18 protein-coding genes and 1 pseudogene are annotated in these 17,882 nt (G+C 55.0%); 8 read left to right on the forward strand and 11 right to left on the reverse strand.

Annotation, left to right across the window (positions count from 1 at the left end; all coding sequences use genetic code 11):
* Positions 1–48 precede the first annotated feature (48 nt).
* The 6 genes and pseudogenes from IPM21_03130 to IPM21_03155 all read left to right on the forward strand — a co-directional run bounded on the left by IPM21_03130 (position 49) and on the right by IPM21_03155 (position 4,623).
* A pseudogene (locus tag IPM21_03130) lies at positions 49–1,222 on the forward strand (GIY-YIG nuclease family protein).
* A 266-nt stretch (positions 1,223–1,488) separates the two neighbouring features.
* On the forward strand, positions 1,489–1,899 hold the full coding sequence (locus IPM21_03135; GenBank protein MBK9162893.1) for a hypothetical protein: 411 nt from the start codon (positions 1,489–1,491) through the stop codon (positions 1,897–1,899).
* Positions 1,900–2,206: 307 nt separating this feature from the next.
* A complete protein-coding gene (locus IPM21_03140) occupies positions 2,207–2,575 on the forward strand; it encodes a DUF3037 domain-containing protein (GenBank protein MBK9162894.1) in 369 nt (122 codons plus the stop codon).
* Between the two features lie 220 nt (positions 2,576–2,795).
* Entirely contained in the window at positions 2,796–3,068 is a 273-nt protein-coding gene (locus IPM21_03145) for a hypothetical protein (protein ID MBK9162895.1), read from the forward strand.
* A 104-nt stretch (positions 3,069–3,172) separates the two neighbouring features.
* Positions 3,173–3,508, forward strand: coding sequence for a hypothetical protein (locus IPM21_03150; protein MBK9162896.1), 336 nt, complete (start codon positions 3,173–3,175; stop codon positions 3,506–3,508).
* Between the two features lie 611 nt (positions 3,509–4,119).
* Positions 4,120–4,623: a hypothetical protein gene (locus tag IPM21_03155; protein MBK9162897.1), complete on the forward strand. Its 504-nt coding sequence runs from the start codon at positions 4,120–4,122 to the stop codon at positions 4,621–4,623.
* A 165-nt stretch (positions 4,624–4,788) separates the two neighbouring features.
* Here IPM21_03155 and IPM21_03160 read toward each other — a convergent pair whose 3' ends face one another.
* The 9 genes from IPM21_03160 to IPM21_03200 form a co-directional block, all read right to left on the reverse strand.
* On the reverse strand, positions 4,789–5,175 hold the full coding sequence (locus IPM21_03160) for a helix-turn-helix transcriptional regulator (GenBank protein ID MBK9162898.1): 387 nt from the start codon (positions 5,173–5,175) through the stop codon (positions 4,789–4,791).
* A gap of 105 nt (positions 5,176–5,280) precedes the next feature.
* On the reverse strand, positions 5,281–5,661 hold the full coding sequence (locus IPM21_03165) for a four helix bundle protein (protein ID MBK9162899.1): 381 nt from the start codon (positions 5,659–5,661) through the stop codon (positions 5,281–5,283).
* Between the two features lie 138 nt (positions 5,662–5,799).
* Positions 5,800–6,969: a molecular chaperone DnaJ gene (dnaJ, locus tag IPM21_03170; GenBank protein ID MBK9162900.1), complete on the reverse strand. Its 1,170-nt coding sequence runs from the start codon at positions 6,967–6,969 to the stop codon at positions 5,800–5,802.
* A gap of 94 nt (positions 6,970–7,063) precedes the next feature.
* Entirely contained in the window at positions 7,064–9,004 is a 1,941-nt protein-coding gene (gene dnaK / locus IPM21_03175; GenBank protein MBK9162901.1) for a molecular chaperone DnaK, read from the reverse strand.
* 182 nt (positions 9,005–9,186) lie between these two features.
* On the reverse strand, positions 9,187–9,618 hold the full coding sequence (locus IPM21_03180; GenBank protein ID MBK9162902.1) for a hypothetical protein: 432 nt from the start codon (positions 9,616–9,618) through the stop codon (positions 9,187–9,189).
* A 294-nt stretch (positions 9,619–9,912) separates the two neighbouring features.
* Positions 9,913–10,101, reverse strand: a complete 189-nt coding sequence (locus tag IPM21_03185; protein ID MBK9162903.1) for a hypothetical protein — start codon at positions 10,099–10,101, stop codon at positions 9,913–9,915.
* The gene (locus IPM21_03190; protein MBK9162904.1) at positions 10,098–10,358 is read right to left on the reverse strand and encodes a hypothetical protein; all 261 of its coding nucleotides are present in this window, start codon (positions 10,356–10,358) and stop codon (positions 10,098–10,100) included. The genes IPM21_03185 and IPM21_03190 overlap by 4 nt, the downstream gene beginning before the upstream one ends.
* A 4-nt stretch (positions 10,359–10,362) precedes the next feature.
* On the reverse strand, positions 10,363–12,108 hold the full coding sequence (locus tag IPM21_03195; protein ID MBK9162905.1) for an ABC transporter ATP-binding protein: 1,746 nt from the start codon (positions 12,106–12,108) through the stop codon (positions 10,363–10,365).
* A 9-nt stretch (positions 12,109–12,117) separates the two neighbouring features.
* On the reverse strand, positions 12,118–12,828 hold the full coding sequence (locus tag IPM21_03200) for a hypothetical protein (GenBank protein MBK9162906.1): 711 nt from the start codon (positions 12,826–12,828) through the stop codon (positions 12,118–12,120).
* Positions 12,829–12,897: 69 nt separating this feature from the next.
* Here IPM21_03200 and IPM21_03205 point away from each other — a divergent pair, with 69 nt between their 5' ends.
* Positions 12,898–13,635: an SGNH/GDSL hydrolase family protein gene (locus IPM21_03205; GenBank protein MBK9162907.1), complete on the forward strand. Its 738-nt coding sequence runs from the start codon at positions 12,898–12,900 to the stop codon at positions 13,633–13,635.
* Entirely contained in the window at positions 13,629–15,092 is a 1,464-nt protein-coding gene (locus IPM21_03210; protein MBK9162908.1) for a hypothetical protein, read from the forward strand. Before IPM21_03205 ends, IPM21_03210 begins: the two co-directional genes overlap by 7 nt.
* Positions 15,093–15,106: 14 nt before the next feature.
* On the opposite strand, the gene IPM21_03215 is transcribed toward IPM21_03210, so the two are convergent.
* Both IPM21_03215 and IPM21_03220 read right to left on the reverse strand, forming a co-directional pair.
* Positions 15,107–16,129, reverse strand: a complete 1,023-nt coding sequence (locus IPM21_03215; protein ID MBK9162909.1) for a hypothetical protein — start codon at positions 16,127–16,129, stop codon at positions 15,107–15,109.
* A complete protein-coding gene (locus tag IPM21_03220) occupies positions 16,126–17,874 on the reverse strand; it encodes a carbamoyltransferase (GenBank protein MBK9162910.1) in 1,749 nt (582 codons plus the stop codon). The genes IPM21_03215 and IPM21_03220 overlap by 4 nt, the downstream gene beginning before the upstream one ends.
* Positions 17,875–17,882: the final 8 nt, after the last annotated feature.

The following is a 17,882-nucleotide window of genomic DNA, read 5'->3' on the forward strand; positions in this document are numbered from 1 at the left end:
CATGGCCGAGGGGCTACTGCGTTCATGCGCTATAGAGCGAGGGCCGTTATGACTGATGTCGATCTCGATGAGGTGGCCTTTGAACTAAGCGATTTGCTCGGTCGCAAAAACGGCCGTGAATTCAGCCGCCTCACCAACGCATTATCGCGGGATTCGAAGAAATCGAGCGCTTTGTCGAGGAACATGGGCGACTGCCTAGGCACGGGGATGATCTGGATATCTTCGAACGCCTATATGCTGTGAGACTGGATCGCATTCGCGAGTCGAAGGAGTGTCGAAAGGTGTTGAAAGATCGCGATGCGCGAGGTTTGCTGGGCGATCAAGCGGATGTGAGTAAACGCGAGCCTTCCGACGACGAAATACTTTCGGAGCTTGGTTACTCTGGCGGTCCCGAAAACGATCTAAGCCGCCTTGTCCATGTTCGGTCCCGCGAGGAGATAAAGGCGGCAGAGGAGATTGCAAAGCGGAATCCTTGCGAAGATTTCGAGAAATTTAAGCCGATCTTCGACGCAGTTCAGGCGGACTTAGAGGGCGGTAAACGTGAAACTTCTAAGTATGAAAATGATGCCGACGTTAGTTTGGGTGATTTTTTCATCCTTGATGGCCAAACCGCATTAGTTGCGGAGATGGGCGAGCCGTTTATTAGTACATATAATCGTCCGGACAGACGGTTAAGAGTTGTCTACGCTAATGGAACAGAGAGCGATCTGCTTCTGCGTTCGTTGCAACGTGCCCTGAATAAGGACAAAGCAAGTCGTCGGATAGTTGAACCCAGAGACGAACCTCTTTTTTCAGCCATTGAAGAGGACGGAGATGTGGCAACCGGCTACATTTACGTGCTTAGAAGTAAGTCCGAACATCCATTCATAGTCGAGCATCGAAATGTCGTCCACAAGATCGGTGTGACCGGGGAACAGTGAAAAGTCGTATCGCGAACGCGAAGCATGACGCTACGTATCTTCTTGCCGACGTGGATATTGTCGCAACCTTCAAGCTAAAAAACATAAATCCTAAGCGGCTCGAATCAATGATTCACAAGTTTTTCGGCAGTGCTCGATTGGATCTAAAGATAAAAGATCGCTTCGGTGTGGATGTCGCGTCTACGGAATGGTTTCTACTTCCGCTTTCTGTGATCGAGCAGGCTGTCGAGAAAATCACGGAAGGCACTATTGGGACCTTCCGATACGATTCCGAGAGTGCCCGACTGGTTAAGTTAGATTAATGTCGATTTGGTCTTGTCTAAGTTCGACGTGAGGACTTTACGAATTAAGAGCGTCATCTTCGGGCATCCGGCAATAAAGCGCCTAAGGCCCAACGACACATTCATAGCCCAAATAAAGCGCACCGCCAAAGAACTAGGGCTGGCGTGCCTGACGGACTGAGTGTTTGGATACCAAGGTACTAATAGCAAATTTGAAGTGGATGTTGGAAACCTACGAAGCTACCAGATTCATCGATGTGCTTCCGAGTGGTCGAACGCGGCCGATCTTGGTTGAGTGTGAGCTTGCCGATGATAGCGGTGTCTTGGTTGGCAGCTTCGTCGTTAAGGCGTTGGGATTACCCGAGGTCGAAGAGTACGGTCTTTTTGCCGAGACTTTGGGATATTTAGTCGCTGCGGAGTTGGAGATCGAAACGCCAAAACCGGCTCTTGTCCGGCTAAGCAACGAGTTTGTGGCCGCCGTCAACCCGGTACTTCGGCCTCACGGTTTAACCCTGCAACCTGGCATTGGTTTTGGAAGCGAGCATCTCGGATCAGGATTGATCGCTGCGTCATCTGACCAACATCTTAACGCCGAACAAACCGATGCCGCACTGAAAATATTTTGCTATGATCGGTTGATACAAAACGTAGATCGGCAGGAAAGGAATCCGAACTGTTTGATAAAAGCGGTCGAATAATTGCTTTCGATTTTAATGTCGCTTTTAGCTTCCTGCTCCCGGTCATCGGTGATGTTGCCGAACCTTGGGAAGTTTCAAAGCATCAAAGTAAAAGTCCGCACCTGTTCTATCGGGCGTTGAAGGGGAAGAGAGTTGACTTTAAGCCTTTTATCAAGAGCTTCGCCGATCTCTCGCCCGAGCGGGTCAACGAAATGCTGGATGCTATCCCGTTCGGAAATGGCCGCTGGGATGAGCGCATCCGGGAGCATTTCAGATCGATACGAGAAAACACCGCCAAGCTCGAAATCGAATTTGCAAGGAGCCTGTTATGAATAAGATCCCGTACACATATTGCCTAATAAAATACATGCATGACCCAAAGGTCGGCGAAATGCTTAACATCGGAGTCCTCTTGTCATCCCCGGCGGCATCGTTCATCGGCATACGCATGAATCGACACTACGAAAGACTTTCAAAGACATTCGCGGGCTTTGACGGCGAACGTTATCGCGGAATAACAGACGGAATCGAGAGTGCGGTCCAAAGACTGCAACCGAGAACTGATGTTTCCGAGCTATTTCAGGTGAGCGATAAGATCGCAACGGTCGAGGACGTTATCAATATTATTTCCCCTGACCGCGGTCTCAGTATTCAATTTGGGCCAATACTAGCAGGTCTGACAAGAGTCCGGAATTAGAGCTTGACCATATTTTGAACAGGGCGTCGCTTCGCAGTACCCGCGAAAAAGCAAAGGAGGTAGAGACGATGAACAGGTTTGGCATCACTACAAGCGATCCCTCTTCGAGAAACGTATTGATATTTATCTTGAATCAAAGACCTTTGCTTCGGAGTCCTATGAGTACAAATTCGATCACGCCTTTAAGAACGAGAATTGGCATATCCTGAAGCCCGTTACAATGGATTACGCAAGTGCTCAGACAATTCAGGATCGTGCAACAAAGGTCTTAGGTGAAGCATCGGCCCTTGAGGGCAACTCTGAAATTGGCACATATTACATTCTGCTCGGTGAACCTCAGTTGGAATCGAATAAAGCCGCATACAATAAGGCAAAAAATCTTCTCAACAAAATTCCATTAAAAAAGGAAATTATTGAAGAGGATGCCGCCGATGACTTCGCCGAAGAGCTCTCGATTTATATGCAGGACCACGGCGTAACCCGGTCGTCTTAAACACGGCAAATTCGTTCATTTTGATCGGATTTTGCCGGTTTTGGGGAGAAATGGGCTTGCGCGAATGAATTCTGAGGTTGCGCAAATGAATCCTGAGGTTGCGAATGAATGAGGTTGCGCAAATTCCTGAGGTTGCGCAAATGAATCCTGAGGTTGCGCGAATGAATTCTGAGGTTGCGCGAATGAATTCTGAGGTTGCGCGAATGAATTCTGAGGTTGCGCAAATGAATTCTGAGGTTGCAGAAATGAATTATTTGCCCTCAGAAATGAATTATGTGTGCCGGGAAATGATCTCTGCAAGCGCGGGAATCTTTGCTGCGGATGGCGCGGAGAATTTTTACTTTGACGGTTTTTGCCACAGAGTTCACGGAGAGGATCAGAGGTTCTTTTGGGTCGGGGATCGGGTTGCTTTTTGTCGGCGAGCGGGATGGAAATTGTAATTTTGGGACGCGGAAGCGGGGGAAATTTTGGGGCCCTTTTAAATTTTTTTTCGGGGGTTATTTTGGTGTTTTTTGGTGGGGATCTTGTGTCATTTTTGGCAGGTTTTGCGGCGGGCGGGAAACACAATTAGTTGTGCGGGTGGTTTCGGGTGGCCTCAACTAATTGTGTTCAGGCGGTTTAGCCGGACGGGCGAGATCGGCGGCGGAAATGGCTTTGCGGTTCGCGGCCCGGCGAGCGGGCGACGCGGCATGGGCAAAAAAAAGTTCTTGACAGTTTTTTGCGACTTGTGTAAAAAATCGAATTGGGTCTGCCGGAGGCTCCCTATCTCCTGCCAACGGCGACCGAAGTTTTACTTCTGCCATCCGTTTCAGGTGATGTGATCTCCTGCAGCTCCTAAATCAAAAAAGATAGGAGTTAGTAGAAATATGCCCCGAAAAATTGGTGGCCAACATCGCTACCTGAACAGTACCAAACTGTCATTACCTTTCAGAACAAGATAGACGGTCATGCAGCGGCCCTTGCACTTACGCCCGCACAGGTCGCTGCCGCCCAGGACCTCTGCGACGCTTTCATTACGGCCTATACGTTTCACGAATCGGCCAAGGGGACGATGCAGTCCGTTACCGTCTGGCGCGATCTGGTCTTTTACGGTGAACCTACGGGCGATCCAGCCGGAGCACCGCCGGTGTTCGCGGTGGCCGGAAACCCGACCGTTCCTCGAGGAGTTGTAACCCAGTTCTTCGAACTCCGTGACCTGATAGTCGCCGCGCCCGGTTATACCGAAGCGATCGGCGAAGATCTGGGGATCGTCGGCGCCGAAAAGGCTGACGTTATTCCCGAATTGGTCGCTCCGGAGCTCAAGCCTTCGGTCGCATCGGGCTATACGGTAAATCTTAAGGGCAGTATGCAGGGAATGACCGGCATGCGGGTCGAATACCGACGCGCGGGCGGCGATTTCACGCCTGTTGCCTTTCTGACGAACCTTCCGGGCTCGGTCCAGATCTCTCCGGCGGCTCCCGGGCAACCGGAATCCGGCGAGATCAGGGCGGTATTTATCCGTAAGAACGCCGAGTTTGGCAATTGGTCGCCAAACTATCCCGTAACCGTCTCGTAAACCCCGACCTCACCTTCCAAAAACCCCTTCCCAAGCACAAAAGGCCACATTCCACCCCCAATAACCCGCCTCCCATTTGCCGAAAGGCATTTCCCACGAGCGGTAAAGGTGTGTCTGTGGCCTTAAGTTTTTGGCTGAGATCTGAGGCGGCTCTATTGGGCGGTGTTATTCTTCTTCTGAGGGGTCGAAGCGGCGGACGCGCGAGATGGGAATGAGGGCGTCGGTCGGGCTTTCACTTCCGCGGCGGACGAACTCATCGGCATGAAGCCGGAGGTAGTCAAAGAAGCGTTCGAACTCCCGCTGCATGGCGTCCATCTTTTCCCGCATGTTGAGGATGATCTCAACGCCCGCGAGGTTTACGCCGAGGTCGCGGGTGAGAGATAGGATCACCTCAAGGCGTTCCAGGTCGCTATCTTCAAAAAGGCGCGTGTTGCCCTCCGACCGCGAGGGCTTCAGCAGCCCCTCGCGCTCATACATCCGAAGCGTCTGCGGATGTATCTCATACATCTCCGCCACGGCACTTATTGTGTATGTTTTGACACGCTTCTTCATCTTTCTTAGAGTTTCAGAGTTGCGGAGTTACAGAGTTTCGGAGTTTTCGAATTGCTTCTCACTTTCTGTTATCTTTCCGTTTGCGAGCTAAAAGTGGAAATCAGTTTACGCAACCTTCTTTTCGCTTTCGCGGAGAAACTTTGCGAGGGATAAGGTCATTTTTGACACCTCATCTGCAAGGCCATACATTTCCCGGAAATCTTCCTCGCCGCAATACCCAAGCCCTTTCGCTACATATAGATGCGATTGCACTTCGGCCGCAGAACCCCGTGCTAAATTCAGAAAATTAGCGAACTCCGAATTTGTTCTGCGTCCGTGTCCTTCAGCGATATTCGCCATTGTTGAAACCGCAGCCCGGCGGATCTGATCACGCAGCCCAAAATCTTTGGAAAAGGAACCGTCGGATGTCATCCGATAAACACCCATTGTCAATTCCAAAGCTTTTTGCCAGGCCTTAATGTCCTCAAGCCGCGCAAAGCTCGCCATAACTCCTAAACTCCGCAACTCTGAAACTTCCTACCTCTGCAACTCTGCAACTCCGTAACTCTGAAACTCTCCAACTCTGCGACTCTGAAACTTCCTATCTCTGAAACTCTGAAACTCCGCAACTCTGCAACTCCCTGATCACTCCAACCCCATAACCTTTCTCGGGTTTTCCGGGTTTAGCTTTTCAAATTGCCGGAGCAGGTCTTTTGTTTCTTCTGAGATGATCCGCGGCATGGATATTTTTACCTCTACGAACTGATCTCCCCGCAAACTTGGGTTCCTGAGCGACGGGAAACCTCTTTCGCGGAGCCGGAACTTTTGTCCTGATTCGGTTCCCGGCGGTATTTTTAGCTGGGCCTTTCCCTCGACCGTTGGGACCTCGATCTTGGCACCAAGAGCTGCTTCGCTGATCGTGATCGGGACGGTGACGTAAACGTTATCTCCCTTTCGGGTAAGGAAAGGATTTTTCCCAACGTTGGTAACGATAAATAGATCGCCGGGTTCGGCCCCGAGCCTTCCGCCGTGGCCTTTTTTAGGAATGCGGACCCGCGAGCCGGTATCAACTCCGGCCGGGATGCGGATCTTTACCTGCTCGGTCTTCGGGGTCGTTCCTTTGCCGTTGCAAAGCGAGCATGGCGTTCGGCGCCTTCCTGTTCCGGAGCAATCCGGACAATCTTGGGCAAATTGAAGCCTTCCGCCGCTTTTCATTACCTGCCCGGTGCCTTTACAGGTCGAGCATTGGACGAGCGGGCCGCCCGTGTCGCCCGCACCTTGGCATCGGGAGCATTGCTCGCTGCGATTGACGGTGATATTTGTGGTCAGGCCGGAAAATGATTCTTCAAAGCTGAGCGCGAGAGGTATCTCAATATCGCGGCCGCGTTTCGGCATCGCCCGCGGAGGTTCGGGCTGCGGCCGGGGGCCCGCTCCGCTTCCGCCAAAGAGATCTGAAAAGATATCCCGGAAGCTCGAGCCGCCGCCAGCGGTAGATTCTTGCGAAAAATCAAAGCCTGAGAAATCAAACCCCGGCGACGCTCCGCCGCCGCCGGTCGCGCCAGAGGCGAAGGGCGAATCGGCATCGAGATTTTCGTGATAGTAACCAAAGCGGTCGAAAACCTTCCGCTTTTTCTCATCCGAGAGAACGTCGTAGGCCTCCTGGACCTCTTTGAACTTTTCCTCGGCGACCTTATCGTTCGGATTTACGTCCGGATGAAACTTGCGCGCCAGGCGGCGATAAGATTTCTTGATCTCATCCGCCTTGGCGTCTTTCTTCACCCCTAAGGTCTTGTAATAGTCTTTCTTCGTGGCCATCGTAAGGTTCCGGACAAGTTTTGAGGGGCGGTGCGAGAGTTACATTCTAATTGCAAACAACTCGCCGCCGCCCCTCGCCTGGTGCCGAAGTCAATTAGTCCTTCTTTTCCTCTTCAACATCGACGTATTCTGCATCAATGACATCGCCATCGTCCGAAGATGAGGCTGTGCCCGAGTCGCCCTCAGCTCCGGCCGAAGCTGAAGATGCCTGTTCCGCATTTTCATCCGGCTGAGAAGCTGCCTGACTGTAAAGAACCTCTGCGATCTTGTGCGAGGCTGTCTGCAGGCGTTCGAAAGCACCGTTCATCGCGTCTGCATCATCGCCGCCGAGTGCGGTCTTTGAATCAGAGATGGCGGTTTCGATCTCAGCCGCTGCGGCCGCGTCAAGCTTATCTTTATTTTCGGAGAAGCTCTTCTCGACGCTATAAACAAGGCCATCGAGCCGGTTGCGGGCTTCGATCGAAGCTTTCTTCTTCTCGTCGTCGCCGGCGTGCGATTCGGCGTCCTTCATCATCTTGTCGATCTCGTCCTTCGAAAGGCCGCTCGAGGATGTGATGGTTATCTTCTGCTCGCGGCCGGTGCCGACATCCTTTGCAGAGACGTTGACGATGCCGTTGGCGTCGATATCAAAGGTCACCTCGACCTGCGGAACTCCACGCGGTGCCGGCGGAATGCCGACAAGGTGAAACTTGCCGAGCGTTTTGTTGTCGCCGGCCATCGGGCGTTCACCCTGCAGAACGTGGACCTCAACCGATGTCTGGTTATCCGATGCGGTCGAGAATATCTCCGACTTACGCGTCGGGATGGTCGTGTTCCGCTGGATCATTGTCGTCATAACGCCGCCGAGCGTTTCGATGCCGAGAGTCAGCGGAGTAACGTCCAGAAGCAGAATATCCGTCTTCTCACCGCCGAGAACCCCGGCTTGGACGGCAGCACCTAAAGCCACAACTTCATCCGGGTTTACCGACTTATTCGGGTCCTTGCCAAAAAACTCTTTGACCATTTCCTGGACCTTCGGGATACGGGTCGAACCGCCAACGAGAACGATCTCATCGATCTCCTTTGCGGTAATGCCTGCATCCTTTATCGCTTGCTCGACGGGCGGCATAAGCCGCTTTAGGACGGGCTCGACGAGGTTCTCAAACTTTGACCGCGTGAGCTTCATCACAAGGTGCTTCGGCCCGGAGGCATCGGCGGTGATGAAGGGCAGGTTGATCTCGGTTTCCATCGTGGACGAGAGCTCGACCTTGGCCTTTTCGGCAGATTCTTTGAGCCGCTGGAGCGCCATCTTGTCCGAGGTCAGGTCAATTCCCTGGTCTTTTTTGAATTCATCAATGATCCACTTGATCAGCACCTCATCGACGTCGTCGCCGCCGAGGTGGGTGTCGCCGTTGGTCGATTTGACCTCGACAACACCTTCGCCGACCTCAAGAACAGAGATATCGAATGTACCGCCGCCGAAGTCGAAGACCGCGATGGTCTCGTCTTTTTTCTTGTCGAGCCCGTAGGCTAGAGCGGCGGCCGTCGGTTCATTGACGATGCGGAGAACCTCGAGGCCCGCGATCTTGCCGGCGTCTTTGGTTGCCTGCCGCTGAGCGTCATTAAAGTAGGCCGGGACGGTGATGACCGCCTTTTCGACCTTTGCGCCGAGGTAATCTTCGGCAGATTGCTTTAGCTTTTGGAGCACTATGGCGGCGATCTCCGGCGGGCTGTATTGCTTGCCTTCTGCATCAATACGGACGTCGCCGTTCGAGGCCCTTTCTACTTTATAAGGAACCTGTTTTATCTCGCCCTGGACCTCGTCAAACTTGCGGCCCATGAAGCGCTTGATGGAATACAGCGTATTCTCAGGGTTTGTAACTGCCTGGCGTTTTGCTACCTGGCCAACGAGGCGATTGCCGTCCTTGGCAAAGGCCACGACCGACGGGGTCGTCCGGCCGCCTTCCGCATTGGTGATGACGATCGGTTCGCCGCCTTCCATAACGGCCACGACCGAGTTCGTCGTTCCTAAGTCGATTCCGATGATCTTGCTCATTTATCTTTCTCCGCTTATATAATTTCAACACGCCCAATAAATACCGCTATAAATATCCCTTGAGCCTATAAAGAATATAAAGGTTGAGTGTGTTGCTGTCAAGTTTATTTTAGGGCTGAATTGGGGCAAAGAAAAAGCCCTGCCACGATCGGGCAAGGCTTAAGTCTCATTCTGTCGCTCAATTACGGAAGGTACATCATCGGAATGGCTACGTTCTTGTCGATCCTGGCGTTGAACCAGGACATATCGCGGACGACCAGAGCACCAAAGGCCGGATCGTTAACATAAAGGGTCCCGTCTTCATCAACACCGCTAACCACGATGATATGATTTACGCCGTTCCATTGCCCGGCTGCCCAGATCGGCCCGACCGAACCGAGGTTGTTTTCAATAAAGAGCCAACTGAACGTCTGGTTGACCTGAGGAAGGGTCTCAAGCCCCATGTCGCGAGCCAGATCAATGAACTCACTGGCCTGGATACCCTGATCATCGTCATATTCCTGCGGAAGCGGATGTATGCAGGCGGCTCTTTTGTAGCCGAAAAGCATACGCGCCGAAGCGTGCCAGCAGCTATTTTGCCGTTCCTGCATGATGTGCATAACATCTAATCTCATTTGAATCTCCTGTCTGCATCCGAATAATAGAGAAGCCGAACGAAAAACATCATAACGACTTTCAGGCAAGACGCAACCGGTAGATAGAATTTGCCAAGCGGGACCGATGTAAGTTGTCGGTTGTCGGATGTCAGACCGCAGGAAGGTAGTGGTCAGCAAAATCTGGAACTTCAATTGCGGCCAGCTAAAGCTGGGACTCCATACTCTGGAACTTCATACTCTGGAACTCCATACTTCGGAACTCTGAAACTTCGCAACTCTCGAAACTTCGCAACTTCGCAACTTTGAAAACTTTTACTTCCCGTAAACGGCTTCTAGGAGGTGTTGGCGGCGGGGGAAGTGCATGAAGATGCCGATGATACCGATGATGAACCAGAAGAAAAAGTATTGGTAGCCGAAGGCGATGGCGAGGACGAAGCCCATCAGCGAGATGGATTCGCAGACGGCGCAGGCGACGATGAGGCCGGTCATTACGTAGCTCATCTTACGTTCGGCGATGGCATGTTCCTGTGCACGTTTGCGCAGAAAAAAGAGACAGCGATGTTCAGAAAGGCGAGGATGCCGAACATCAGAACTAGCAGCGGATTTTCGCCGAGCATCGGCTGGATAGGCGGGCTCAGGATGCCGGGGCGGATGACGAAGACGACTCCGAAAAACATCACCTGAGACATCAGGAGAACAAGCCAGAGGATCATCATCGTCCGGAAGCGGGCGTCAACTTCGGTTGTGTCGTGCTGCATAGCTTTAATCGGTGGCGGCGATCTCCTCTTGCAAGAGCTGCCGCTGATAGAGGTCGGCATATTCGCCTCCGAGAGCGATGAGCTCTTCGTGGGTGCCGCGTTCAATTATACGCCCGCGGTCAAGCACACAGATAATGTCGGCATCGCGGATGGTCGAAATGCGGTGCGAGGCGATGAGCGTCGTCCGGCCGGAGCGGACCTCGCGGAGATTGCGGAGGATCGCCTCTTCGGTCTGCGTATCAACGGCCGAGAGCGAATCGTCGAGTATCAAAATGCGCGGGTCGCGATAGACGGCACGGGCGATGGCGGTCCGCTGTTTCTGTCCGCCGGAGAGCGTTATGCCGCGTTCGCCGACGAGCTGTTGGTATTTGTCAGGAAAGCCGCGGACGTCCTCGGCAAGCCCGGCGATCTCGGCCGCTTTTTCAACCGATATCTTGCTCTCCGCGTCCTGCTCGGAGCCGAAGGCGATGTTTGCGGCGAGCGTATCGGAGAAAAGAAACGTCTCCTGCGGGACAAAGCCGATCGCCCTTCGGAGCTGCTCGATGGGAAAACTGCGTGCCGGCCGGCCATCGATGAAGAGCGTGCCCTCGGGTGCATCGAGGAGCCGCGGAATGAAATTGAGCAGCGTCGATTTGCCGCTGCCCGTACGCCCGACGAAAGCGGCCGTTTGGCCGGGCTCGATCTTGAGGCTAATGTCGGAGACGACGGGCCGGCCGTCATAGCCGAAGGTCAGGTTGCGAAACTCGATGCCGCCGCGGATCGCGGGCTGCTCTCGGGCTTCGGGCGAGTCCTTGATCGTCGGTTCCGTCTCAAGCACGGCGTTGAAGCGCTTGAGGCTGGCGGTGCCGCGTTGGTAAAGATTGACGACGTAGCCGAGAGCGATGAGGTACCAGATCATCCGCTGCAGATAGAGGATAAAAGCGGTGAAATCGCCGGCCGTTATCTCGCCCTCGACCGCCATCGGGACGCCGACCGCGACGATGATCACAAACCCAAGCCCGATGAAAAAGAAGAGCAGCGGCCGCATCGCCGCCGAGAACTTCACGAGCTGAAGATTGCGCGTCGCGTATTCCTCATTGAGCTGTTCGAAGGCAGCGATCTCCGTATCCTCGCGGGCATATGCGCGGACGACGCGGACGCCGGAGATGTTCTCTTGCGCCCGGGCGGTGATATCGGAAAAGAACTCCTGGATCTTCTCAAAGCGGACGTGGATCTGCTGGCCAAGGAACTTGACCGTCAGCGAAACGAGCGGCAGCGGGATGAGCATCAGTAGCGTCAGCTTAACGGAGATGTTGAAAAGGATCGGGAGCGTTATGGCGAGTGCGAAGACGGCCTGGAACGTGTAGAGGATCATCGGCCCGACGATCTGGCGGACGGCCGCGAGGTCGTTGGTCGCCCGCGCCATCAGGTCGCCGACGCGGGTGTTCTGAAAAAACTCGAGCGGCTGATGGACGACCGCGGCGTAGAAATCGCTCCTCATGTCGAACTCGATGTGGCGCGAGGTATTTATCAAGAGCCGCCGCTGCCAGAAAAGAAAAATGCCACTGATGCCATTGGCACCGAGGATGATAAGCGGATAGTAAAAGGCCTTTTCCCAGGTGACGCCCGAGCCAAGGTCATCGACTGCCATCCCGACCAGCGAGGGCACCATCAGCCCGAAGCTCATCGAGCAGAGTATGAAAAAGATGCCGGCGACGATCGGCCATTTGTAGGGGCCGAAGTAGCGGGCGAATTTGCGTATCTCTTCCATTGCGGGCGGCTACTGCTGCGGGTTTGCTTCGCGGGTCATCGCCATCTGCATTTGCTTGTAAAGCTCGGGCTCGGCGACCTGCTTGAGGTCGGGCGAGACGGTGAAAAGCGACGCATCGGCCTCGAGCTTGACCTCGCGGAGCTCGGTCTTCATCTGCAGCGTGCGTTCGCCGTCGGCGACGTTGTAGAACTCCTGCCGGATGGGCATTTTGAGCGTGGGGTCGTAGAAGACGATGACCTCAGAGGCCTCGCCGCGGTCGATGCGGACGGAGTATTTATCGAGCTCGCCCTCCTTGCCGAGGCTTTCGAATTCGGCAAAGCTCCGCTGAGAGAGCAGCCAGCTCGTTATCTCAGACATCCCGAGCTGCTGGCCCGCTGCACCCGATTCCCTTTCAGCATAAATGCCAAGTGCGGGGAAGATGATGATCTCGCGTTCACCGGAAATTACGGTCAACTGCAAGGGCGTGCCGAGGCGGTGATCGGTCCGGCGTAGCTCGCCGCTGCGGGCGATGAATGAGGAACGCTCGACATCGCCCGAGGTCATAACGATCTTTGCTTGATAGGTCGGCGGTTCGGCTATTTCAAAGGGAAATTCGCCCGAGGTTTGCGCTCCCGTAGAGGGCGAATTGGTGTTGCCGCCGCTCGGGCCGGAGCAGGCACTGAGGAGCGAAAAACAAAGTATAAATATAGGTAAGGCTTTCGCCGCGGTTGACAAATTCATGTGACTCGCGAAATTTTAACATATCGGCCGCGAGTGCCGCTTAACACGATGAGCCTTAACCGTTGGCAAATGAAATATCTCACGGCGGCGTTGCTGCTGGCACCCGTTTCGCCTGCGCTTTATGCCCAAGGGCTTTATGCGCGGTGGCGGATCGGCGTGCTGCCGCCGGCGGGCGGGCCGAACTTCGGTGTGATAAATGAAGCCGAAGGCGATGCCGAGCCAGCGAGCCTTTTGGTGATCGGCGAATCGACCGTTGCGGGGCTCGGGGCACGCGATCATGAGCGGGCATTGACGGGACAATTTGCACTGCACCTGAGCCGCAATATCGGGCGGCCGGTGGAATGGCACGTGGTCGGGAAAAGCGGCGTTACGACGCGGCGGACGATAGACGAACTCTTGCCGCAGGTGCCCGGGCGTAAGTTTGACTATGTACTCGTCGGGCTTGGCGGGAACGACGTGCTTAAGCTCTCAAGCCCGATGAAGTTTCGCCGCGATATGACCGAGTTCCTCGGCCTGCTCCATGAGCGGACGAGCAAGCCCGTCACGTTTGTTTCCAATTGCCCGATGATCGGGATGTCCACCTCGATACCGCAGCCGATCAAGGGCATTCTCTGGGAACTCTCAAAAACGCATGATGCGAACGTCCGCGAGCTGACCGCCCGGATGGAACGCGTTTTCTATTACCCGCAGCCGCGGGAGATGAAGCTCGAAGGCTTTTTCGCCGATGGCGTTCACCCCTCGGAAAAAGGCTACGCCGACTGGGCCGAAGCGATGATGGAATACTTCGCCGCGAACCACGAATGGTAGAACCCGCTTCAATTCGCGAGTTGCTTAACGAACGGGTCGAGTGGCTTGGGGTGTTTGAGGACGGGACGGTCTTGACGCTGCGGAGCGATGAGGTCGAGCTTGAAGAGGCGGCGGGGCGATGGCGGTTCGGCTTTTTTGCGAGGGATGGTTTTCGGGTCCGGCGGCTGGTCGCGGCAAGGGCGGATGGAGTGGAGCTTGAGCTTGATCTTGCCGGTGGGCTTGGGGCGGGCCGCGAGATACTGCGGCTGATACCGCGGCAGAGTGCTGCGGAGCTTGGGCTTGAGGTCGAACTGGCGAGGCTTGAGCGAGCCGGCAAGATCGCCCGAGCGGCGGCCGAGGGACGCGATGCTCGTGTCCGCAAGGTCGCACTCGCGGCTTATAACGGGAGGCTGGCGAACATCACGCTTGCCCGCGGCAAGGCGGAAGAGGCCGTGCTTGCCGACGTCACCGGCCGGATGAGCCACGAGGCACTGCTGGCGGCGGCGATCAAGCGGCTCGATGAGCTTCGGTCGCGAAAAAAGAATCCGCTTGACCGCATCGCAATCGCCGGCGAGAAGCGGCAGATCGCGAGGGTCAGGAAGCTTGCCGCTTTGCTCCGGCCCGGTTACCGCAATTCGCTCGAACTTTTGACATGGACCGACCGCGACGAGGGCGAGACAATCGGGCGGATGCAGATACCGAACCTCGCCGAGCTCTGGCGTGAAAAGCCGGGCAAGCTCGCGCTTCCGGATGAGCTTGTGCCCGGCGAGTTGGCCGCCGAGGTGCTCGAACGCTCTCCGGACAAGATCGACATCATCTATTCACGCCACGGCGAGACGCTCCGCTTCCGCGGGTTGCCGTTCTTGCGGACGCGAAGGCTTGGCGGCAAGGAGCACGCCTGGTTCGGGCTTGGGCGGCAGCGAAGGCCGCTCAATGAAGAGACGCGGGCGGCATTTCACGATACGCTCGACCTGCTTCATCGCAATCGCGACCCCGAACCCGAAACGCCGCGTCACGAGCTTTACAGCCTGCGGCCCGAGGCCTGGATCGAATCGACGCTCCGCCGCGACATCCGCCGGCTTGACGGCAATCTCATCCTCGCACCGGTCTATAACCAGTTTCGCTCGGCGGGCGAACGCATTGACCTGCTCGCCCTTCGCCGCGACGGGCGGTTGGTGATCATCGAGCTAAAGTCGCAGCCCGACCGCGACAGCGTTTTTCAGGCGGCGGATTATTGGCGGCGGATCGAGCTCCAGCGTCGCCGCGGCGTGCTCCGGGCGGCCGGGCTCTTCGGCCCGCGTGAGATCGCCGACCAGCCCGCACTCATCTACATCGCCGCACCCGCACTTTCATTTCACCGGGAGCTCGAACGCTTCGCCGCCGCCCTTCTCCCCGAGCTCGAAATGTGGCAGTTCGTCCTCCACTCCAACTGGCGCCGGGAAATAAAGGTCATCGACCGAAAAATATTGTCAGGGTGAACTGAGGGATATCGCTATGCGATGCGGAAGGTGCGGCTGTCGTTATTCGTGGCGACAAGCGAGAAAAAGGCAGAATCGGGGAGCTCAATTGGCGAGGCAAAGGCAATTGTGCCGAATTGAAACAGTGCTTTATGCCAGCGGTCTTTTGGAAACTTGACGACCTCAGTCAAGTTATCGTCGCGGTCAACGCTGAAGATGGCCGCGACATTTTCTTTCTGTGCCGGTGCGTCCTCTGCGGTCGTTCCGAAGAGAAGGTTATCGCCGACCTTGCGCGAGTAAAACACCGTTCCCGAGACCTTGCCCAATACCTTCCGCTCGCCCGAATCGCGGTCGAACCTGATGATCTCGTTCTCGCGATATTCGGCATCCGTTCCGTAGTACATCGCTTTCTCGGTAAAAAGCACGCTGACGGCTCGCCAACTTTCGTCGCCCCCCCCTATTTGCTCTACAGAAGTAAAGCCGTCGCGGCTTCTAAGCATTCTGCATTCGGGGTCGGCATCGCCTGTTAGGCAAACGAGTGAGCGGTCAAAAGGATCGAGATAAATTCCGTGGATGTGGCGTATTTCGCCTTTCCCAAACTTGTAGGCCGTTTCCAGCTCATCGCTTCCCGGGGTGAAGCGATAGATCCGCATTTCTCCGCGTTCGGCGTTGTCGAGATACTCCCCGAAATAGACATTTCCATCGTCGGCCACGGCAGCGGCGGAGCGAAGAACTCGGCACGGCCGTTCAAGTCCTTTTAGTTCGCGATACTCACCATCGGCGCTAAAAACGCCAACCGACTTGTCAAAGGTGATAAATATCTCGCCATTCGGCAGCGGGAGAAGATTGGCGACCATGAAGCGAAAGAGCCGCTGAGCAAGCCGCGAACGGCTGGCCAGTTCCTTCCAACCCGGCGCGGTGATCTTGCCTATCTTTTTGAGCTCGCCGCCGATCTCACGACATTCAAATATCTCGTTCCGGCGAGAGAGAAAGTGCCTTCCGGGTTCTGACCATTCGACAACATAGTCTTTAAGCGATCGGATTTCTTCAATCTTCATTTTGATTCTCCAGCGTCCGGTTTCTTACAAAAAAATGAGCCGATGACAAGCACATCCATTCGCGTCCGCAGATAGCACTCGATCGCCTCGGAAGGCTTGCAGACGATCGGCTCGTTTTCATTAAAGCTCGTATTAAGGATCACGGGAATTCCCGTCTTGCGGTCAAATGCCGTGATCAGGTCGTAATACAAAGGGTTCTCGATGCGGCTGACCGTTTGGAGCCTGCCGGTGTCGTCAACGTGGTTGACCGCCGAGAGCCGTTCTCGCCATTCCGGTTTGATCTTATAAACGTGGAGCATGAACGGCGAAGGATGGTCGTGTTCGAACAGATCCGTTTGCCTTTCGGCGAGCACGCTCGGAGCGAAAGGCCTGAAGGCTTCGCGGTGCTTAATGCGTGCGTTGAGAATGTCCTTCATATTCGGAAAGCCCGGATGGGCGAGGATCGAGCGGTTCCCGAGTGCTCGCGGCCCCCATTCCATACGCCCCTGAAACCAACCGACGACCATTCCGTTCTTTATCTCTTCGGACGTTCGGTCAAGCAGTTCGTCGCGGGTCAACTCTTGGAACTCAAGGTCATACTTTGCGAGTTCGTTCCTGATCTCGTCGTCGGAAAATTCGTCGCCGAGATAGGAATTTTCCATCTTCCACCGGACGCCTTCCTTTAGAACGGAGTTGCTTACAAATAAAGCGGCACCGAGTGCGAGGCCGTCGTCGCCAGCGGCGGGCTGTATGCACGTCTCGCGAAATGGCGTCTCGGTCAGCAGCTTGCCGTTGGCAACCGAGTTTAAGGCACAGCCGCCGGCCATCGACACACGCGGGGTCGGCACTTCCCTGTGTAGCAATCGCAAAAGGTGCATGTACCGATCCTCAAAGACGCGTTGGAGCCCAAAGGAAATGTCTTCGTCGCGTTTGGTGATCTCCGAATGCCGTTCACGCGGCTCGCCGAACGTCTTGATGAATAGGTCCGAGTAAAGACGATGAACGATCATCTCGCCTTTGTCGTTGATCTCCATTCCCTGATTCGCACCGAAGGGCAGGAAAAAATCGGGATTGAGGTCAAAGCCCTTCTCGGTTGGGATGACGGCACCTTCAAAAAAATCGCGATAGGTATCTTCGCCGAGCGGAGCAAGGCCCATGACCTTGCCTTCGTCGCCATACTTTCCGTAGCCGATGAACTGGCAGACGGCCGTGTAGAACGTCCCGAGCGAATGAGGAACGAAAACCTTGCGGATCGGGCGGATCTCGTTACCTTTGCATTCGGAAAACAAACACGAAACGAAGTCTCCGGAACCATCGATGGTTATCCCGGCCGAGTGTTCCCATTCGGAAGCTAAATAAGCGCTTGCTGTATGCGCGAGGTGGTGTTCGACGTTGTGCTGCTTGAACCGCAAACTCGCCTTATCGACTCCGCATTGGTCGGCGATCATGGTCGCAAGGTCGTCAAATGCTTTGCTCTTGCGGCGGATCGAAGCAAGGTTCAAAAGCTTCGAAGGGTTTCGGATGGCGAACTCAAGTTTCTTGTGTAGATTGGCGGACGAGTCACGACCAACGGCAACATGCTCTACGTCGGAAAGGCTCAGCCCTGCGATCTCAAGACAACGGGTTATCGAAAGTGCGGGAAATCCGGCGAAGTACTTAATGCGGTTAAGGCGCTCTTCGGCGATGGCCGCAACCGGAATGCCATCGACGACGACGGATGCAGATGACCCCGCATGATTTGAATTTATGCCTAGAATTACGCTCATGAAATTAG

The organism is Acidobacteriota bacterium (genome assembly GCA_016716435.1).
Taxonomy (GTDB): domain Bacteria; phylum Acidobacteriota; class Blastocatellia; order Pyrinomonadales; family Pyrinomonadaceae; genus OLB17.